We start from the raw sequence: 18,485 nt of genomic DNA, 5'->3' as shown, positions 1-18,485 counted from the left end.
AGCGAACAGTTTGCAGTAAGCAGATGGTCATTCCGTCTGCTTACTGCCGACTGCCGACTGCCTGCAATCGAGGTGTATATGCCCCCCACGATCATTCGCGATCTTTCCGACACCAGCGGCTACTGGGCGGCGGTGTGGACCATGTGCTGCATGCCCGATGTGCATGTGATCTGCGACGCGCCGATTGGCTGCTTCAATCTGGTGGCGACGGCCGTGCCCGACTACACCGACGCCATTCCGCATATCGAGAATATTACGCCCTCGGTGATGACCGAGCAGGAAGTTGGTGGGCAAGGCACCGGCCCGGCGGTCAAGCGCACCTACGAGCAGCTGCGCGATACGGGCGCGCTCGACGGCAAGCGCCTGATCGTCGTTTCCACTGCCGAAAGCGAGATGATCGGCTCGGACCTGACCGACCTGGTGAAGCAGCTCCAGCCCGGCACGCTGTTCTACTATAGCAATTCGCTGGCGGAAGACGAGTGGGCCGGCCGCGGCCGCGTGCTGCGCTGGCTGTGGGAACACTACGGCGCGCCACACGCCGCCGAAATTGCGCCCGCGCCGGGCACCGTCAATATCATCGGCCCGACCTATGGCTGCTTCAACTCGCCCGCCGACCTCGATGAGCTGAAACGGCTGATCGCCGGCGCGGGCGGGCAGATCAACCTGGTCTACCCCTTCGAGGCCGAGCTGGCCGACACGCCGCGCCTTGCTGCCGCGCAGGTGAATGTCGTGCTGTTCAAGGAGTTTGGGCAGGGCCTGGCGGCAGAGCTGGGCCAGCCGACGCTGCTTGCGCCGTTTGGCATGCGCGACACCACCACGTTCATTCGCGAGCTGGGCCGCCTGCTTGGCACGGGCGCGCAGGCTGAGGCGTTTATTGCCCAAGAAAAGCGCACGACCCTGCGGGCAGTATGGGACCTGTGGCGCGGCCCGCAGGGCGACTGGTTTGGCACGACCGACATTGGCATTGTCGCCGGGCGCGCGCACGCCGACGGCCTGAAGCGCTTTCTGGGCGACGAGCTGGGCATGCCAATCGCGTTCGTTTCGGGCCGCCCGCGCCGCGCCGACGAGCCCGATAACGAGGCGCTGCGCCAGCAGCTGCACAAAAAAGCGCCGGCGTTTGTGTTCGGCTCGATCAACGAAAAAATTTACCTGAGCGAGGCGGGCGCAAAATACACCAGCTTCATCCCGGCGGCATTTCCCGGCCCGGTGGTGCGGCGCGCGGTCGGCACGCCATTTCTGGGCTATCGCGGCGCGGTGTATGTGGTGCAGGAAATCGTCAATCGGCTGTACGAGGCGCTGTTCAACTTCCTGCCAGTCGATTCGGCCTATGCGAAAGGCGCGGGCGCGGCGGCGGTTGCGCCAGCCGCCAGCGGCGCGGGCAACCTGCCCTGGCAGCCGGCCGCCAAAGAATTGCTCGACGCCGCGCTGGAGCAGCTGCCCTTTATTCCGCGCATTTCGGCCAGCCGCCAGCTGCAGATGCAGGTCGAGGCAACCGCCCGCCAGCGCGGCCAGACCGAGGTCACGCCCGAGCTGGTGGAGGCCGCGCTGGCGCAGCGCAACTAGAACGGCTCCAGCCCGGCGTGCAGCTCGTCGAGTGGCGGGAAGGATTGATCGCGCCCTTCCAGGCCCGGAAAGCCGCCCCACTCCAGAATCGCCAGGCGCAGGTAGGGCACAAACAGCAGGCCGTGGCGTTCGTACTCAAACAGAAAATCGGCGGCGGGGTTCGGCAGGCGCACGCCATACGGATCGCCGCCGCTGGTATTATCTTTATGTAAATCATCGGGCGCGAGGCCGGCAAACTGGCCTGCGCCCTCGTCGTCTTCCCCGTCGAACAGAAACGACAGCGCGCCCTCGGGCGGATCAACCACCAGCGGGTCGAGGCCAGCGGGCCAGCGCGGGTGCATGCCCACAAAATCAACCGCGCCGACCTCGCGCCAGAACGCCACCAGCGCAAGCGGCAGCGGGCCGGCTTCGTCTTCCAGCTCGTCAATCTCATCGTTCTGGCCCGCAAAAGGCGCGCTGAGCGGCTCGGCCGGGTACGAGCGGCGCGTGCCGTCGGGGAAGGTGCCGAACACGTAGCCCAGCGCATTCAGTCGCGCCACGAGCCGCTCGCAGTTGCGCCGCACGCGCCGCATCGTCTCGGCGGCAACAGCTTCAGCGTGGGGAAGATACTGCGCCTCGCGAACGCCCGCGCCCAGCGCCTGCAGCTCCGCCCACACCTGCGCGTGCTCGCCATTCCTGTAGCGTTCAAGATAGTTCATTGTTTCCTCCTTGAACGAGCGCTCATCACCACCAAGAGCATAGAGTCGACGCTGGAAGGCTGGCTTTGTTTCGGGAGCGCCGAATTTTACCACCAAGCCACCAAGGCACCAAGAACACAAATTTGAATCGCTTGGATGTTTAACAAAGGCTCCAGAAAGCAAAGAACACACTAAATTCTCATTTGTGAATACTTTGCTAAAATCTTGGTGTCTTCGTATCTTGGTGGTTACCGTAACCTTCCGCCCTTTATTCTAGCGCGAGTGGTCGCACTGGGCCGTGGCCGGGGTAGATCATCGTCGCGCCGAGCGCACGAATTGCCTGCCAGCTCTGCGCCACCTCGGGGTTCGTCTCGGGGTCAGCCATCATTTCCGGGGTCAGGTCGCCGGTGAAGGCTTCGCCGCTTTCCAGCACCAGCGTCACGCAATCGGGCGAGTGGCCGGGGGTTGGAATAATCGACCCGGCGACGCCAATGCCACGCAGAAAGCTCGCGCTCTCGGCAAAGCGCAGCAGCTGCATGTTGCTGCCCGTAATCGGCATGAACTTGTCGCGCGGCTTGGTGTACTTCAGCATCAGCGGGATGGCCTCGACCTGCGTTTCCAGCACGATCAGGCGCGCGCCGAACTGCTTCATCTCCTCGGCCAGGCCGGCGTGGTCGGGGTGGTAGTGTGTGGCCAGCATCGTGCCAATTTCGCCGGGATCGACGCCCTTGCGCTTCAGCGCGCCCAGCATCTTCGGCAGCGTGCCCGGCCAGCCAATGTCCACCAGCAAGCGCCCGCGCCCTTCGCCCAGCAAATAGTAGTTCGTCGAATCATAGCCCACATTCAAAATATTCACTCGCTTCTCCTTTCCCGCTCGTTCGGGCCGACCTACGTGCCGGCTCCCCACAACCTACGTGTCGGCCCCCACAACCTGTTCGGGCCGACCTACGTGTCGGCCCCCACAACCTGTTCGGGCCGACCTGCGTGTCGGCCCCCTAAATCGAGTATCATAGCGCGCATTGCAACTGCCTGCCAACGGAGAACAAGCTATGCGCGTTATGCTCGACCACAATCCGCTCGCGCCGATCGACGACCCGCTCACCGCCGAGGCCGCTGCGCCCGAGTCGCGCCCGCACTGGCTCGCGCCCGCCACCCCCGGCGCAACGCCCGCCGTCGACGCCTACCGCCTGCGCTTTTCGCTTGCAGAAGCGATCACTGCCCGCATCCACGTCAGCGCCGACGAGCGCTACGAGCTGCTGCTCGACGGCGCGCGGCTGGGGCGCGGCCCCGAGCGTGGCACTGCCCGCGCGTGGCGCTACGAAAGCTTCGAGCTTGCGCTCGCGCCCGGCGAGCATATTTTGCTGGCGCGGGTCTGGCGGCTGGGCTGGCTCGCGCCCGAAGCTCAGGTCAGCACCGCGCCCGGCTGGCTGCTGGCCGCCGACGCGCCCCACACCGCCCTGCTCGCCACCGGGGTCGCGCCGTGGGAGGTGAAGGCGTTAGGCGGCTACTCCTTCGCGCCGCCCGACCCAACCGGCCACTCGCCCTGGTTCACCGGCCCGGTTCAGCAGTTCGACGGCGCGGCGCTCGATTGGGATGCCGAAACCGGCACAGGCGAAGGCTGGCTGCCGGCACGCGCCCGCCGCGAAGACGAAGGTGCGATCTATGGCATCGCGCCGGCCCACGCGCTTGTTCCCGCCACCCTGCCCGCGCAATTTTCCGCCCCGCGCCCGGTCGGCACGGCGCGCTATGCTGCGGCCCGCGCCGCCTGGGAAAGTGAGCAGATTGTCGATGTTCCAGCCGGCGCAAGCGATCCTGCGCTGGCAAATGCGTGGCAAGCTCTGGCCGACGGCGCGGCCCCACTGACCATTGCGCCGCACAGCCGCCAGCAGATCATTTTCGACCTCGGGCAGTACACCTGCGCCTACCCGCAGCTGCGCACCTCGGGCGGGCGCGGCAGCCGCGTCGTCGTGGGCTGGGCCGAGGCGCTTGCGACCGACGCGCGCGGCCACCGCAAGGGCCAGCGCGACGCAGCCGAAGGCGGCTATTTCCCCGCGCCCCACCGCGATGTCTTTCTGCCCGACGGCGGCGAAGCCCGTCACTGGCCAACGATCTGGTGGCGTGCTGGCCGCTTTGTGCAGCTGCTGGTCACCACCGGCGACGAGCCGCTCACCGTTGGGACGCTGGCGCTGGAAGAAACGCGCTACCCGCTCGAGGCCGAAAGCCGCTTCAGCAGCGACCACGCCGCGCTGGAGGCCAGCCTGCCGGTTATGCTGCGCGGCCTGCAAATGTGCGCCCACGAAACCTACATGGACTGCCCCTACTACGAGCAGATGATGTATGTGGGCGACACGCGCCTGGAAGCGCTCACCACCTACGCGCTCAGCCGCGACGACCGCCTGCCGCGCAAGGCGCTCACGCTGTTCGCGCAGGCGCGCGCCAGCAGCGGCCTGGTGCCCGCCCGTGCGCCCGGCCGCGATGAGCAGATCATCCCGCCATTCGCGCTCTGGTGGGTCGCCATGCTGCACGACTACGCGCTCTGGCGCGGCGATCTCGCCTTTGTCGCCGGGCTGCTGCCCACCGCGCGCGCCATCCTCGATACTTATTCGACGCATATTGACGACAATGGCTTGCTTGGCGTGGTGCCGGGCTGGAATTTCAGCGACTGGGTGGGCGCGTGGCCCGGGGGTGTGCCGCCCGAGGGCGGGCGTGGCCCGAACGGCCTGCTCAACTGGCAGCTCGTTTACACGCTCGGCCTGGCCGCGCAGATCGAGGAATGGGCCGGCGCGCCCGAGCTGGCCCTGCGCTACCGCCGCGAGCGCGACACGCTTGCCAGCACTGTGGCCCGGCATTTTTGGGATGAAGAACGTGGTCTCTATGCCGACGACCTGGCGCGCACCCAATTCTCCGAGCACTGCCAGTGCCTGGCGCTGATCGGCGGGCGGCTGCCCGATCAGCAGCGCGAGCGCGTCGCCCACGGCCTGCTGCACGACCCTGCGCTGGCGCGCACGACGATCTACTTCACGCACTATCTCTTCGAGGCCTACCGCCTGCTCGGCGCGTCGGACGCCCTGTTCGAGCGCCTACAGCTCTGGTTCGATCTGCCCGCGCAGGGCTTCACCACCACGCCCGAGCAGCCCGAGCCAAGCCGGTCGGATTGCCACGGCTGGGGCGCGCATCCCTACTTCCACTGCTTCGCAACGCTGCTGGGCATCCGCCCAACCGCGCCCGGATTCGCGCAGGTCGAGGTCGCGCCGCTTCCAGGCCCGCTCGGCGCAGTTGAGGGCACGCTGGTTCACCCGCGCGGTAGCATCACGGTGCAGCTGCGCCACGAGAACGGCGCGCTCCACGGCATGGTCGCCCTGCCCGACGGCGTCAGCGGCACCCTGCGCATCGCCGGCGACTCGCGCCCGCTAGCCGCTGGCAGTAATACGTTTGAATAGCCATAAGGCCTCGAAGACTCTAAGTTCTATAGCCAAGAACCAAACGGTTGAGCCACAGAGCGCACAGAGGCCACTGAGTATATTTTCAAGACTCGGCGTTCTTTGTGCACTCTATGGCTCGTTTCTGCACGGTGCTATATAGCCAAAATGCTTCGTGCCTTCGTGTCTTCGTGGTTAGTACTTCTATTGCTTCTTGGTGCCTTGGTGTCTTGGTGGTTTGGTTCCTATAATTCTTTAGCAAAATTCACCCGCGTCTGGTCGCCAAACGCATCGCGGCCAGTTTCGCGGTAGCCCATGCGCCCGTACATCGCGACATTCTCGGTCATCAGGGCGTTGGTGTACAGGCGAATCAGCGTGTAGCCAGCCGCGCGCCCCTCGTCCTCCGCGAAGGCCAGCAGTTGCCGCCCCAGGCCGCGCCGCTGCTGGCCGGGCGCAATTGCCACGCTGTAGATCAGCAGCGCGTCGGGCTCGTGCATCAGCACCAGCACACCCGCCAGCCGCCCGCCCTCGTCCAGCACCCACACCGGGTGCTCAGCCACGATCTGCGCATAGTCGGTGGTCATGGGCTGGGGCGGGCGGCCTATGCGCGCAATATACTTCTCGTAGGCCGCATCGGTCAGCGCGGCGATGGCTGGCGCGTCGGCGGGCGTGGCGCGGCGCAGTGCGGGGGCTGTTTCGCTCATGCGCCCGCTTCCCCGCTTTCCTGAGCCGCCCGCGCCACCGATTCTTCCAGCAGCGCGCGCAGCACGCCCTCATCCACAGCCGCCAGCCGTTTGATATACAAACAGCCCTTGCCGGTCGTATGCTTGCCCAGGCGCGCGAGCAGGTCAGCATATTGTTCGAGGTAGCCATAAGCATAGATCGTCAGGTTCTGCTTGCGCGGCGAAAACCCGATCACAAACCAGTCGCCGCTGCGCCCGCTGGCGTACTGATAGTGCCGGTCGCCATAGCCGACGATCGCCGCGCCCCACATGCGCGGTGCCGCGCCAGTGACCTCCTCCATCATGCGCGCAATTGCCTGGCTGTCGGCGCGCTGCTGCGGGTCGGCAATCCCTTCCAGAAACGCCTCGACGCTCTGCTCGGTTGGCTTGGTTTTCAGCTCTGCCACGCGTACACTCCTTCGCTTTCCCAAAGGCCATGCCCTATATCTGGCATCTGCGTAATCTACGGATGTTGGTCGCTAGTGCAGTATCGAGAAAGCAATGCGGAAATCAAGGAAAAACTTTCCGCATTGCTATCACGAAACCCTATTCCCCATCCCCTAACCCCTGCGCTGAAAGCGCACTAGCTGCTCGCGCCACTGTAGCGCCGCACGCCCGCCAGCCACACGCTGCGCGAAATGATCAGGCTGGCCGCGCTGATGCCCACAAACATCAGCACCTGCCACCACAGCAGTTCGCCGCGCAGCGCTTGCAGCGGCACAGTTGTCGCCACCGCAATCGGCACAATAAACGTCACGATCAGGCGCAGCCACGCTGGGTAGACCGTGGCTGGGTAGCGGCCCGCGTCGAGCAGCGCCTGCAAAATAGTGACGTTGTTATCGAACTTCACAAACCAGAAGGTGCAGGCGATCAGCACGATCCACAGGCTATACAGGATCAAGCCGCCCGTCACCGTCAGCAGGAGGAAATTCGCGAACTGCACCAGCCCTACGCCATCGCCGCCAATGCTTAGCCCCGCCACAATCAGAATAATTGCCAGCGCAATATCCCACACCCGCCAGAGCACCATGCGCGAAAAGCTCACCAGAAACTGGCTGCTGACCGGCTGGAGCAGCATGTAGTCGAGCGAGCCGTCGCGCACGCTGGTGTTGAAGCGCTGCGTATTCGGCCAGACAATCGCGGCCATGAACGTGTTGATCAGCCGCCACACGCCCAGCAGCGCCAGCAGCTCGCCGGGACCCCAGCCGCCCAGCGTGGCCGTGTTGCTGAAAATAATTCGCAGCCCAAGCAACTCCCACCCGAGCCACATGATGCTCAGCAGAATATTCACCACCGTATCGGCGCGGTAGGCCAGTTCCTGCTGAACATTGATTTTGAACAGCGTACCAAGCAGTTTCAGGCGAAACATAGCGTCTCCGTAGGGATCAGGGGTCGGCAGTCGGCAGTTGGCAGGCGGCAGTTAGCACTGGGCAGTCGGCAGTCGGCAGTCGGCAGTCGGCAGTCGGCAGTCGGCAGTTGGCAGTCGGCAGTCGGCAGTCGGCAGTCGGCACGTGACAAGATGAAAGGGTGAAAGGGTGAACCTGCAACCTTATATGGGGTTTAGGGTCTGGGGTTTTGGGATTGAAGCTGTCAACCCGCAACCTGTAAACCTGCAACCTTCAAACCCTCTGCGCCCTTTGCGTTCTTTGCGGTGAATAATCCCTCACGCCCCCACTGCCGAAAAGCGCTTCACGCCTGCGCGCCAGACCCAGCCGAACAGCACGAGTGCGATCACGAACCACAGCACACCCAGCGCAAAATTCCACGCAATCACGTCGGGCGCGAGCTTGCCCAGGATCAGCTCGATTGGGAAAAACAGGCGTAGCTGAAAGGGCAGAAACTGCGCGACCTGCTGCACGCCGTTGGGCAGCAGCACCAGCGGCACAAACTGCCCGCCAAACATGATCGAAAGCGCTTCGTAAAATTCGTTCAGCGAGTAGACCCGCGTGGTCCAGAACGCCACGCAGGTGATGATCGCGCCAAACAGGAAGTTGATGCCAAAGCCCAGCGCCAGCGCCGGCACCGCCAGCAGCACATTTCCCGCCGTCACGCCGCTGAAGTCGGGGCGGAAGAGGAGGCACAGAATCAGCCACACCGGGATCAGCACCACCAGCATCAGCGCCTTGAAGGCCAGGTTGTTCACTAGGGTGTTAGTGAGAATCGGGTGGATGGGCCGCATCAATTCGCCCGAAAGCGTGCCATCCTGAATTTTGTAGGCCAGAATGTGAATGGTGATCTGCGTGGTCAGGTTGTCGACAATCAGCAGCGCGAGGTAGTAGGTCGTGAAGTCGTTCGCACTCAGCCCGCTGATGCTGCCCTGCTCGCGCGCCACGGTCGTCCACACCGCCAGGTAGACAATCGGCGACACCAGCCAGAACAGGAGGTACATCAGCAGGTTGGCGCGGTACTGCCACTGCTCGGCCCAGTTCACCTGCCACAGTCGCCGGTAGATCTGAAGCATTCGGATGCCTCCAATTCAGGGTGCCTATTCGTGGAAGGCGCGCTCGATCACATCTTCAATCGGCGGGTCTTCGATCGTCAGGTCGAGCACGGGCAGCTCCGAAAGCAGGCGCGTCGTCACGGCAGCGACATCGGCGGCGGGCACTTGCAGGCGCTGCTTGCCATCGCCGTCGTCGTTTGGCAGGAGTGTGCCGTAGCGGCTCAGGTCGGGCGCGGCGCCATCGTGCAGCGCCAGGCCCACCAGCTTGAATGGCGCGATCCGGCGCGATAGGTCGGCAATGCTGCCGTCGTACTTGAGCTGGCCGTGGTGGATCATCACGATCCGCTCGCACAGCGCCGTTACGTCGGCCATGTAGTGGCTGGTGAGCAGGATCGTTGCGCCGGTGCGGCGGTTGTATTCTTGCAGAAAATTGCGAATGCGCACCTGCGCGGTAATATCCAGCCCGATGGTTGGCTCGTCGAGGAACAGCACCTGCGGGCGGTGCAGCAGGCCCGCCGCCAGCTCGCACTTCATGCGCTCGCCCAGCGAGAGGTTGCGCACCGGCTTGCGCATAATTGGCGAAAGCTCAAGCAGTTCGTCCAGCTCGCCCAGCGTGCGGCGGTAATCCTCGTCGCTGATGCGGTAGATCGCCTGGTTGAGCAGAAACGAATCGGCGGCCGGGATGTCCCACGAGAGGCGATTGCGCTGGCCCATCACCAGCGTCATGGTGCGCAGGTAGTCGTTGTTGCGCTCCCAGGGTGTGTAGCCCAGCACGCGCGCGCTGCCGCCGGTGGGGTGCAGCAGGCCGGCCAGCATCTTGAGCGTGGTGGTTTTGCCCGCGCCATTCGGCCCCAGGAAGCCAACCACTTCGCCCGCGCCAATCGTAAAGCTCACTTCCTGCACGGCGTGGACATCGCGATAGCGCCGGCGCACAAAACTGCGCACGGCCGCGCCAAAGCCGCCCTCGCGCTCGGGCACCTGATAGGTCTTGCTCAGCCCCGCCACCACAATTGGCGCGTCGCGCTGATCGTCGCGTTGCTTCATGCTGCTTTCGCCTGGTGTGAGAATACGTCGCCGCATTGTAGCACACATATTCGCATCACAAATCATTCTTCGGCAGGATACCGGGGCGGCGAATGACGAAGGACGACCGACGAAGGACGAAAGAAATTTCACCGCAAAGAACGCAAAGAGTGCAGAGAACTGAGGGTTTGCAGGTTGAATGCTGGAACGTTGCAGGTTACTGCCGACTGCGTACTGCCGCCTGCCAACTCAACATTCAAAACTTGGCAACCTGCCAACTGCATACTGGTATAATCCCCGCAGCCGCACACAGAAAGGAACACGCGATGAGCAACGCATTTCTGGCCGAGGCCACTGCGCTTTACGACGAGCTGGTGGCGACGCGCCGCGACCTGCATATGCACCCCGAACTGGGCTTTCAGGAGGTTCGCACCGCGCGCATTGTGGCCGAGCGGCTGGGCGCGCTGGGCTACGAGGTCGTGACGGGCGTGGGCAAGACCGGCGTGGTTGGTCTGCTGGCGGGTGAGCAGCCCGGCGCGCGCACGGTGCTGCTGCGCTTCGATATGGATGCCCTGCCGATTGAGGAAGCCAACACCGCCGACTACCGCTCGCAGACGCCAGGGGTGATGCACGCCTGCGGCCACGACGGGCATGTCGCGATTGGCCTGGGCGTGGCGGCGCTGCTGTCGCGCCATCGCGATGCCTTTGGCGGCACGATCAAGCTCATGTTTCAGCCCGCCGAAGAAGGTTTGGGCGGCGCAAATGCCATGATCCGCGATGGCGTGCTGGAAGGGCCACGCGTGGATGCCGCGCTGGGCTTACACGTCTGGTCAGGCTTCGATACCGGCACCGCCGTGGTGCGCAGTGGCGCGCTCATGGCCGCCGCCGACACATTCGACATCACGGTGCACGGGCGCGGCGGCCATGCTGCCCACCCCGAGCAGGCTGTCGATGCGGTGCTGGCTGCCGCCCAGATTGTGGTGGCCTTGCAGACGATTGTGGCGCGCAATCTGGGTGCCGAGCAGGCCGGCGTGGTGACGGTGGGCATGCTGCATGCCGGCTCGGCCCACAACATCATTGCCGAAAAGGCCGAATTGCGCGGTAGCATCCGCAGCTTCGACGAGGCCACGCGCGCCTTGCTGCATCGCCGTGTGGCAGAAGTGGCCGAGGGCGTGGCAGCGGCGCTGGGCGCGCGGGCCGACGTGCGCGTCGCCAACTGCGTCGACCCGACGGTTAATGCGCCCGCGCCAACCGAAGCCGTGTATGCAGCCGCCAGCGAGGTGCTTGGCGCGGAGGCGATCAACACCAGCTACCGCACCACCGGCGGCGAAGATTTCTCGGCAGTGCTGGCACGCGTGCCCGGCAACTTCTTCTTCCTCGGCGCACGCGACGAAGCCCGCGACCTGTGCTACCCGCACCACAACCCGCGCTTCGATTTCGATGAGCGCTGCATGCCGCGGGGCGTGGCGATCCTGTGCGACGCCGCGCTGCGCTGCCTGTCTGCTGAGTAGGAAGCGCTATTTGAAATAACCACCAAGACACCAGTGCGCTTTCAGCGCAGGGGATAGGGGGTAGGGTTTGGTGATTACGACGCAGAAACTCTTCCCTGATTTCCGCATGGCTGTTTTGATACGACACCAGGTTCAGTTTGGCCCTCAAAATCTTCGTGCCTTCGTGTCTTCGTGGTTAAAACTCTTGCGGGCAATCTTTGAAAGGATCAAACCATGAAAGCAATCGTCTTTGACGCGCCCGGCGACGCCGATGTGCTGCGCTACGCCGACGCGCCCGACCCGCAGCCCGGCGACGGCGAGCTGCTGGTGCGCGTGCGTGCCAGCGCCGTCAATCGCGCCGATATTCTCCAGCGGCGCGGCGGCTATACCCCGCCGCCCGGCGCGTCGCCAATTCTGGGCCTGGAGCTGGCCGGCGAGGTGGTGCAGCCAGCCGGCGCGTGGCAGGCCGGTGACCGCGTGATGGCGGTGGTGACGGGCGGCGGCTACGCCGAGCTGGCGGCGGTGCCGGCTGGTATGGCCATTCGCATCCCCGAGCAATTTTCGTTTGAAGAAGCCGCCGCCATCCCCGAGGCCTTTCTGACGGCCTACCTGAACCTGTTCACGCTCGGCCGCTTGCAGGCGGGCGAAACCGCGCTGGTACACGCAGGCGCGAGCGGCGTTGGCACGGCGGCCATTCAGCTGGCGCGCGCCGCCGGTGCGCGTGTGTTCGCCACCGCTGGCGCGGAAAACAAGCTGGCATTGTGCCGCGAGCTTGGCGCCGAGCTGGCGATCAACTACAAGACCGAGCAGTTCGCCGAGCGGGTGATGGCTGCCACTGGCGGCGCGGGCGCGAATGTCGTGCTCGATTTTGTTGGTGCGCCCTACTGGGCCGGCAACATGGCCGCGCTGGCGTTGGGCGGTCGGCTGATGCTGATCGGCTTTCTGGGGGGATCGCAGGGCCAGCTCGACTTGGGCGCGCTGATGGGCAAATCGCTCACCGTCGCCAGCACCACGCTGCGCCGCACACCACTCGCGCAGAAGGTCGCGCTCACCGAGGCGTTCAGCGCCTTCGCACTCGATCGCTTCATGAGCGGCGAATTGCGCCCGGTGATCGACCGCTCCTTCCCCATGGCGCAAGCCGGCGAAGCGCACCGTTATGTCGAATCGAATGCGAATGCGGGCAAGGTGGTGCTGGTAGGCGAATAAAAAGCGCGTGCTACTGCTGCGCAATGCGCAAAACTTCCGCCACGACTTCGTCGAGCGGCGCGCTGGTATCGAGTTCGTAGTCGGCGGCGCGGCGCAAAAGCGGCTCGACGGTTTGGATCAAATCGAGCACGCGCGCCGCTTCGCCGGGCGCTTTGCCGTAGCTGTTGCCAGTGCGATTCGCCAGCCGCTCCAGAATAATCTCGGCCGGCGCGCTCAGCAGAATGATGTGATCGAAACGTGGCAGAAACTCGCGCATGTTGGGCGCGCAGCCGCTGAGAAACAGCACGTCGGTGTCCTCGGTGTCGAGCAATTCCTGAATGCGGTCAGCCCGCCAGACCCAGTCGCGGCCCGCTTCTACCGGTGTACCCGGCGCGTCTGAAGCGGCGTCGAGCGTCGCCCACTCAGAAAACTCATCGCAGTCGGCATCAACTGCACGCGCGCCGCGCGCCGCCAGCTCGCGCGTCACCGTCGATTTGCCGCTGCCCGACATACCAGTGAGCAAAATACGTTTCACAAAACCACCTTTTGCGCTATCATATCGCCCGCATTGCGCTCACCAGTCGTTGCGAGGGACGCGAGCGCATCGCCTATAATGCTGCAATGCCAGCAACGCATCGGCAAACCGCAAATGGGCGAGCAGCATGAACACGCAGCGCATCCCCACGAAAACCTTGTTTCTTGGCCTGATCATCTACCTGTGCCTGCTGTACTTCCCGTTTATCATTGCACGGGAAGCTGCCGGCGATCAGGCCATTCAGGGCGATTCGGTCTACTACCGCGCCATGATTGTGTCGATGCTGGAAGACGGCGACCTGCTGCTGGCGAATAACATCCCCGGCAACCCGCTCGACGGCCAGCTTGCGCTGGGCAGCGCCGGCCTCGTGCCCAAGCACCCGATCCTCATGCCGGTGGTGTCGCTGCCCTTCTACGCGCTCTTTGGCGACCAGGGCCTGCTGCTGTTCAATATTCTCGACAGCATGGCGCTGCTGCTGCTGATCTTTGCGCTCAATACGCTGTTTTTCGAAGGCTGGCTGGCCGGCATTACAACAGTTCTCTACGCGACCTGCACGCTTTTCCTTAATTATGTCTATAACTACTCACCCGATGTGTTTGCTACAGTGCTGCTGCTGGCCGGGCTGTATCTCGTTCTGAAACACAGGCCATATAGTGGCGCGCTGCTGCTCGGCCTGTCGGTGTTTGCGAAAACGCCCAACGCCCTGCTGGCCGCGCCGATCCTGCTGTATGCGGTTGCCGTGCTCTGGCGCGATACTGCGCAGGCAGCTGCGCTGGGGCGGATTGCGCGTATGGCCGCCATCACCACCTTGTTCCTGCTCGCTCTGCTGCCGTTCCTGTACACGAATTACCTCTTGTTCGGCTCGCCATTTGTGACGGGCTACCAGCGCGCCGCAGTTGCGGGGCCTAACGGCACAGTGCTGATCGACGATCATGTCGCTAAGTTCAACCAGCCACTGATGCAGGGCATTGCGCAATCGCTCTTCGATGCCCAGAACGGCATCCTGCCAAGCAACCCGGTGCTGCTGCTTGCGCTGCCGGGCGTGCTGTGGCTCGGCAAAAGCGCCCGCCGCGAGCAGCTTTTGCTCGTTCTGCTGCTGTGCGTGGCGCAGTTTCTCTTCTTCGCCAAATACGACGACTGGCGGGCCAGCAATTTCAGCAACCGCTTTCTGATGACCTCGGTGGCGCTTTCGTCTGTGTTTGTCTGCAATGCCCTGCGCGTGCTGGCCGAACGCGCCACCCCCGGGCAGCCCAAGTAGCTGGCGCACAAAAAGCGGCACACGATTGTTTGCTCGCGCGCCGCTTTTGCCTGTGTGAAACCTGAAGCTACGCCACCCGCAGCGCCAGCAGCGTAATATCGTCGGCCTGGGCGGCGGTGCCGTGGTAGTGCAGCAGCTGCTGGAGCAGGCTGTCGCACAGCACCTGGGCAGACAGGCCGGCGCCCTCGCGCATCGCAACCAGCAAACGCTCGGGGCCATAAAGCTCGTAGGAAGGATCGTGCGCCTCGGTCACGCCATCGCTGTACAGCAGCAGCACGCCACCGGGCGGCACCGTGAGCGTTTGCACATCCAGCAGCAGGTCGTCGAACAGGGCCAGCGGCTGCCCGGTTGTGACGCCGGGCGAGCAGTCGTTGCCCTGCGCGTCGAGCACGACCGGCGCGGGGTGGCCGGCGCGCACATACGAAAACGTGCGCGTGGAAAGCTCGAACACACCATAGATCACCGTCACAAACATCGAACCCATTTCGCGGCGCAGCAGCTGGTCGTTCAGCGCGCGCACCGCCGCCTCGGGCGTGGCGGCATGGGCGGCCTGGGCATTGAGCAGGCTCGACGCCAGGCCCATATACAGCGCGGCCGGCATGCCTTTGCCCGAAACATCGGCAACCGTCAGCACCACGCGGTCGTCATCCAGCACAACCACATCGTAGAAATCGCCACCAACGCTGCGCGCCGGCAGCATGCACGCGCCCAGCTCCGCGCCGGGAAGCGCGGGCAGCGTTTGTGGCAGCATCTGCATCTGGATGCCGTGCGCCAATCGCATCTCGTGGGCCAGCGTTTCCTGCTCGATCAGCTGCGCCTGCGCGGCCTGCAGTTCGACATAGGCTTTGGCAAGCTGCTGGTTCTTCGCCTGCAGGTCGTGCACCGCCGCCTCGTGCGACTCGCGCAGGCGCGTGCTGAGGATTTTCAGCATGGTATACACAAGGTGCGGGTGCCGGCCCAGCAGGTCGTCGAAGGCGGCGCGGCTGAAAATCAGCACGTCGGCGCGATCATACACGCGCACGCTGGCAGTGCGCAGGCCGTCGGCGTTGAGCAGGCTCATTTCGCCCACAAACTCACCCACGCCGCGCACACCCACCAGGCGCTCGTCGGGCGTGCCGAGCGCCTTGATGATGGCAATGCTGCCCGACAGCACCACGTAAAAGTGATCGCCCGTATCGCCTTCGCGAAACAGCAGGGTGCCAGGTTCGAATGTCGCTGGCTCAAGTGTTGCGGCCAGGCGTTCAAGCTCGTCGGGCGGAAAATCCTCGAATAGCGGGACGCGCCCAATGATTGCCGGGTCGATGTGGCGAGTTGTATTCATGCGAACCTACACAAACGAATCCAGCGCCTGCTGGTAGTTGGTATGTATTTGCAAAAACATATCATAGCCAGCCGTTTTCAGCGCTTCCAGCACATGCTTGTTCGGGCCAAGCAGCTTAAGATTGGGCGAGGCGTAGGTGCCAGCACTGATGCCGCTGCCAACCGCCGCTGCATCGGCCCCGGCAGCCTCGCGCAGCATCATATAGATCGAATGCAGCGCGCGCAGGCCCGATGTAGCCATGTAGGGCACATTTGAAAGATCGATCAGGATGTGGCGCGCACCCTTGTCGAACGCGGCCTGCGCCTGATCGACAAGCGCGGCGCTCTCGGTAATCGGCCCCGTCACCCGCAGCACCGTCACCGGCGGCTCCCGCAACTCCCGCAACGTCGAGATGTCCATGCACTTCCTCCTTGTATCCGCGATCGCCTGATGCGCTTTGCTTACAAGCCCACATTATCATGACGTTTGAACAGGGTCAGTTCGTTACCGCCATCGCTGGTCTGCCGGTACTCCAGCGTGTCGGTGAAGCGGCGAGCGAGCTGAATGCCAAAGCCACCGGGGGCGCGCAGCTCAAGTGGGCGCTGCGTATCAGGCATGGGCACACGCGTTGGATCAAACGGCGGAGCATGGTCGCGCAGGCGCGCCACAACCCCGCCCGCTACAGTTTCGAGCTCGAGCTCGATCGTGCCGGGAGCGCCGCGATACCCATAGTGCACGGTATTCACGGCGAGTTCGTGAACTGCCACCAGCAGATCGCAGGCTTCTGCCTCGGGCAAGCCCGCCGCGCGCGCCTGCACCTCGACAAAATTGCGCAACGCCGCCAGCCCTTCCTCGTTCGCCGGGATGCTGAGTGTGGCGGGGGTTGGCATTGTGCCCATCCCTGCTGTTTGCTCTGCTTTGGTATTCCCACTGTTTTCGTGAAGCGTATGGTACCACACTTCGTCATCCCTGAGATCAGGTAAAATACGTACTGTTCACCGATCTTGCAATTTCATGCTGAAAGGGACAGGAGCGCCCGATGTACACAGCCAGCGAACTGATTGCGCTGCTTGAGCTCGAACCGCTGCCGATTGAGGGCGGCTTCTTCCGGCGCACCTACACCGCCGCCGACACGGTTAGCGCCGAGGCCTTACCGGCGCGCTATGGCAGCCCGCGCGATTTCTGCGGCGCGATCTACTACATGCTCGGGCCGGGTGATTTTTCGGCGCTGCACCGCCTGCGCACCGACGAAATCTACCACTTCTATCTGGGCGACCCGGTGGAGCTGCTAATGCTGCACGCCGACGGCAGCCACAGCCTGCACACGCTTGGCACCGATCTGCGCGCCGGGCAGTCCGTGCAGCTGGTGGTGCCGCGTGGCGCATGGCAGGGATCGCGCCTGGTTGCTGGCGGCGGCTGCGCGCTGCTCGGCACGACCATGGCGCCGGCCTACGAGCAGGAAGATTTCGAGATCGGCATGCACGACGCGCTGGCGGCAGCATACCCCGCCTGCGCCGACATGATCACCGCGCTGACGCGTGAATAGCGCACGGGAAGTTTCACCGCAAAGGGCGCGAAGGGTTGCAGGTTAGAAGGTTGCGCGACGAATGACGACCGACCAATGATGAAAGTGGAAGAATTTACCACAGAGGCACAGAGACACAGAGTTTAAGGGTTGAAGGTTTACAGGTTTGAAAGTTCCAGGTTATAGCTTCACCCTTTCACCTTGTCACCCGTTCGTTCCTGCAAACTGCCGACTGCCGACTGCCGACTGCCGACTGCCGACTGCAAACTGCCGACTGCCGACTGCAAACTGCCGACTGACGACTGCCGACTGCAAACTGTACACTGCTGACGTTTCGACACACAGAAAGAGCCTTGCTATGGAAGCACCTTCGGCTCCCCCAATCGGCGCGCTGCTCGATTTCACCGGCAAAGTCGTGTTGGTGACGGGTGGCGCGGGCGGCATCGGCCAGGGCATTCTGGCGCGCTTTGCCGAGGCTGGCGCAACAGGAGCTATTCACTACCATACCAGTGATGCAGCAGCAAATGCGCTGGCCGACCAGATCGTAGCGGCGGGCGGGCAGGCCGCCACCTTTGCCGCCGACCTAACCGAAAGTGAAGCGGCGGCGCACTTAATCGAAGCGGTGGTGGCGCGCTTTGGGCGGCTGGATGTGCTGGTGAACAACGCCGCGCAGCAATCGCTGGCCGGCCTGCTCGACATGAGCGCCGCCGATTGGGACGCCATGATCGCCGCCACGCTGCGCAGCGTATTCGTGTGCACGCAGGCTGCCGCCCGCCAGATGATTGCGCAGGGCAGCGGCGGCGCAATCATCAACATTACGTCAATTGAAGCGGAACATCCCGCGCCCATGCACAGCCACTACAACGCCGCCAAAGCGGGCGTGCTAATGCACACGCGCGCAGCTGCCGCCGAGCTTGGCGCGCACGGCATCCGCGTGAATGCGGTTGCGCCGGGCCTGATCTGGCGCGACGGGCTGGAAAGCGCCTGGCCCGATGGCGTTGCGCGCTGGCACGCCGCCGCGCCGCTCGGTCGCCTGGGCACACCCGCCGACGTTGCCGACGCCTGCCTGTTTCTGGCTTCGCCGGGCGCGCGCTGGATCACGGGCGCGAGCCTGTGCGTCGATGGCGGCGTGACGACCGGGCCGAGTTTTTAGCACTACAGCAGTTTGCAGTCGGCAGGATGCAGAAGGCAGTTGCACTTTCCGCGCTACAATGCATTTTTCACCAGCGCATGAGTGTCAATAGTTCTGCGAACCGCTATAATACCAGTCATATAGCCACAAAGCCTCGAAGAGTATAGAGGGTTCAGACAATCTTCGCGTCTTTATGCCTCCGTGGCAATCTTCTGG

18 protein-coding genes are annotated in these 18,485 nt (G+C 64.0%); 7 read left to right on the top strand and 11 right to left on the bottom strand.

What is annotated here, in order from left to right; translation table 11 throughout:
- Nucleotides 1-78 precede the first annotated feature (78 nt).
- Nucleotides 79-1,563: a chlorophyllide a reductase subunit Z gene (bchZ, locus tag M1P90_RS08570; RefSeq protein WP_483702193.1), complete on the top strand. Its 1,485-nt coding sequence runs from the start codon at nt 79-81 to the stop codon at nt 1,561-1,563.
- Here the strand turns inward: bchZ and M1P90_RS08565 are convergent.
- Nucleotides 1,560-2,261, bottom strand: coding sequence for a hypothetical protein (locus M1P90_RS08565; protein WP_483702192.1), 702 nt, complete (start codon nt 2,259-2,261; stop codon nt 1,560-1,562). The two genes, bchZ and M1P90_RS08565, sit on opposite strands and share 4 nt — an antisense overlap.
- Nucleotides 2,262-2,508: 247 nt before the next feature.
- Entirely contained in the window at nt 2,509-3,096 is a 588-nt protein-coding gene (locus M1P90_RS08560) for an MBL fold metallo-hydrolase (RefSeq protein WP_483702191.1), read from the bottom strand.
- Between the two features lie 193 nt (nt 3,097-3,289).
- On the opposite strand from M1P90_RS08560, the gene M1P90_RS08555 reads away from it, so the two are divergent.
- Complete coding sequence (locus tag M1P90_RS08555; RefSeq protein ID WP_483702190.1) at nt 3,290-5,680, top strand: alpha-L-rhamnosidase-related protein; 2,391 nt, start codon at nt 3,290-3,292, stop codon at nt 5,678-5,680.
- A 224-nt stretch (nt 5,681-5,904) separates the two neighbouring features.
- Here the strand turns inward: M1P90_RS08555 and M1P90_RS08550 are convergent, their stop codons facing one another.
- The 5 genes from M1P90_RS08550 to M1P90_RS08530 all read right to left on the bottom strand — a co-directional run bounded on the left by M1P90_RS08550 (nt 5,905) and on the right by M1P90_RS08530 (nt 9,865).
- Complete coding sequence (locus tag M1P90_RS08550; protein WP_483702189.1) at nt 5,905-6,363, bottom strand: GNAT family N-acetyltransferase; 459 nt, start codon at nt 6,361-6,363, stop codon at nt 5,905-5,907.
- The gene (locus M1P90_RS08545) at nt 6,360-6,788 is read right to left on the bottom strand and encodes a DUF1801 domain-containing protein (protein WP_483702188.1); all 429 of its coding nucleotides are present in this window, start codon (nt 6,786-6,788) and stop codon (nt 6,360-6,362) included. The genes M1P90_RS08550 and M1P90_RS08545 overlap by 4 nt, the downstream gene beginning before the upstream one ends.
- Before the next feature lie 176 nt (nt 6,789-6,964).
- Nucleotides 6,965-7,750: an ABC transporter permease gene (locus tag M1P90_RS08540; protein ID WP_483702187.1), complete on the bottom strand. Its 786-nt coding sequence runs from the start codon at nt 7,748-7,750 to the stop codon at nt 6,965-6,967.
- Nucleotides 7,751-8,044: 294 nt separating this feature from the next.
- Nucleotides 8,045-8,842, bottom strand: coding sequence for an ABC transporter permease (locus M1P90_RS08535; RefSeq protein WP_483702186.1), 798 nt, complete (start codon nt 8,840-8,842; stop codon nt 8,045-8,047).
- A gap of 24 nt (nt 8,843-8,866) precedes the next feature.
- Complete coding sequence (locus M1P90_RS08530; protein ID WP_483702185.1) at nt 8,867-9,865, bottom strand: ABC transporter ATP-binding protein; 999 nt, start codon at nt 9,863-9,865, stop codon at nt 8,867-8,869.
- Between the two features lie 305 nt (nt 9,866-10,170).
- On the opposite strand from M1P90_RS08530, the gene M1P90_RS08525 reads away from it, so the two are divergent.
- Both M1P90_RS08525 and M1P90_RS08520 read left to right on the top strand, forming a co-directional pair.
- Nucleotides 10,171-11,355: a M20 metallopeptidase family protein gene (locus M1P90_RS08525; RefSeq protein ID WP_483702184.1), complete on the top strand. Its 1,185-nt coding sequence runs from the start codon at nt 10,171-10,173 to the stop codon at nt 11,353-11,355.
- 213 nt (nt 11,356-11,568) lie between these two features.
- The gene (locus tag M1P90_RS08520; protein WP_483702183.1) at nt 11,569-12,540 is read left to right on the top strand and encodes an NAD(P)H-quinone oxidoreductase; all 972 of its coding nucleotides are present in this window, start codon (nt 11,569-11,571) and stop codon (nt 12,538-12,540) included.
- A gap of 10 nt (nt 12,541-12,550) precedes the next feature.
- On the opposite strand, the gene M1P90_RS08515 is transcribed toward M1P90_RS08520, so the two are convergent.
- Complete coding sequence (locus tag M1P90_RS08515) at nt 12,551-13,054, bottom strand: shikimate kinase (protein ID WP_483702182.1); 504 nt, start codon at nt 13,052-13,054, stop codon at nt 12,551-12,553.
- A gap of 127 nt (nt 13,055-13,181) precedes the next feature.
- Between M1P90_RS08515 and M1P90_RS08510 the strand changes: the two genes are divergently transcribed.
- Nucleotides 13,182-14,312, top strand: a complete 1,131-nt coding sequence (locus M1P90_RS08510) for a hypothetical protein (protein WP_483702181.1) — start codon at nt 13,182-13,184, stop codon at nt 14,310-14,312.
- 67 nt (nt 14,313-14,379) lie between these two features.
- Here the strand turns inward: M1P90_RS08510 and M1P90_RS08505 are convergent, their stop codons facing one another.
- The 3 genes from M1P90_RS08505 to M1P90_RS08495 are packed head-to-tail and all read right to left on the bottom strand — an operon-like array spanning nt 14,380 to nt 16,502.
- Nucleotides 14,380-15,633, bottom strand: a complete 1,254-nt coding sequence (locus M1P90_RS08505; protein WP_483702180.1) for a PP2C family protein-serine/threonine phosphatase — start codon at nt 15,631-15,633, stop codon at nt 14,380-14,382.
- A 6-nt stretch (nt 15,634-15,639) separates the two neighbouring features.
- Complete coding sequence (locus M1P90_RS08500; RefSeq protein WP_483702179.1) at nt 15,640-16,032, bottom strand: STAS domain-containing protein; 393 nt, start codon at nt 16,030-16,032, stop codon at nt 15,640-15,642.
- Between the two features lie 41 nt (nt 16,033-16,073).
- Nucleotides 16,074-16,502, bottom strand: a complete 429-nt coding sequence (locus tag M1P90_RS08495) for an ATP-binding protein (RefSeq protein WP_483702178.1) — start codon at nt 16,500-16,502, stop codon at nt 16,074-16,076.
- 149 nt (nt 16,503-16,651) lie between these two features.
- On the opposite strand from M1P90_RS08495, the gene M1P90_RS08490 reads away from it, so the two are divergent.
- Nucleotides 16,652-17,158 carry a cupin domain-containing protein gene (locus M1P90_RS08490; RefSeq protein WP_483702177.1) on the top strand — a complete coding sequence of 169 codons (507 nt, stop codon included), beginning with the start codon at nt 16,652-16,654 and terminating at the stop codon, nt 17,156-17,158.
- Nucleotides 17,159-17,495: 337 nt separating this feature from the next.
- Nucleotides 17,496-18,290, top strand: a complete 795-nt coding sequence (locus tag M1P90_RS08485) for an SDR family NAD(P)-dependent oxidoreductase (RefSeq protein WP_483702176.1) — start codon at nt 17,496-17,498, stop codon at nt 18,288-18,290.
- The last annotated feature ends 195 nt before the right edge of the window (nt 18,291-18,485 follow it).

Source organism: Kouleothrix sp. 19917 (assembly GCF_057073505.1).
The sequence above is the reverse complement of the archived record's forward strand: the minus strand, read 5'-3'. Positions and strand labels throughout refer to the sequence as shown.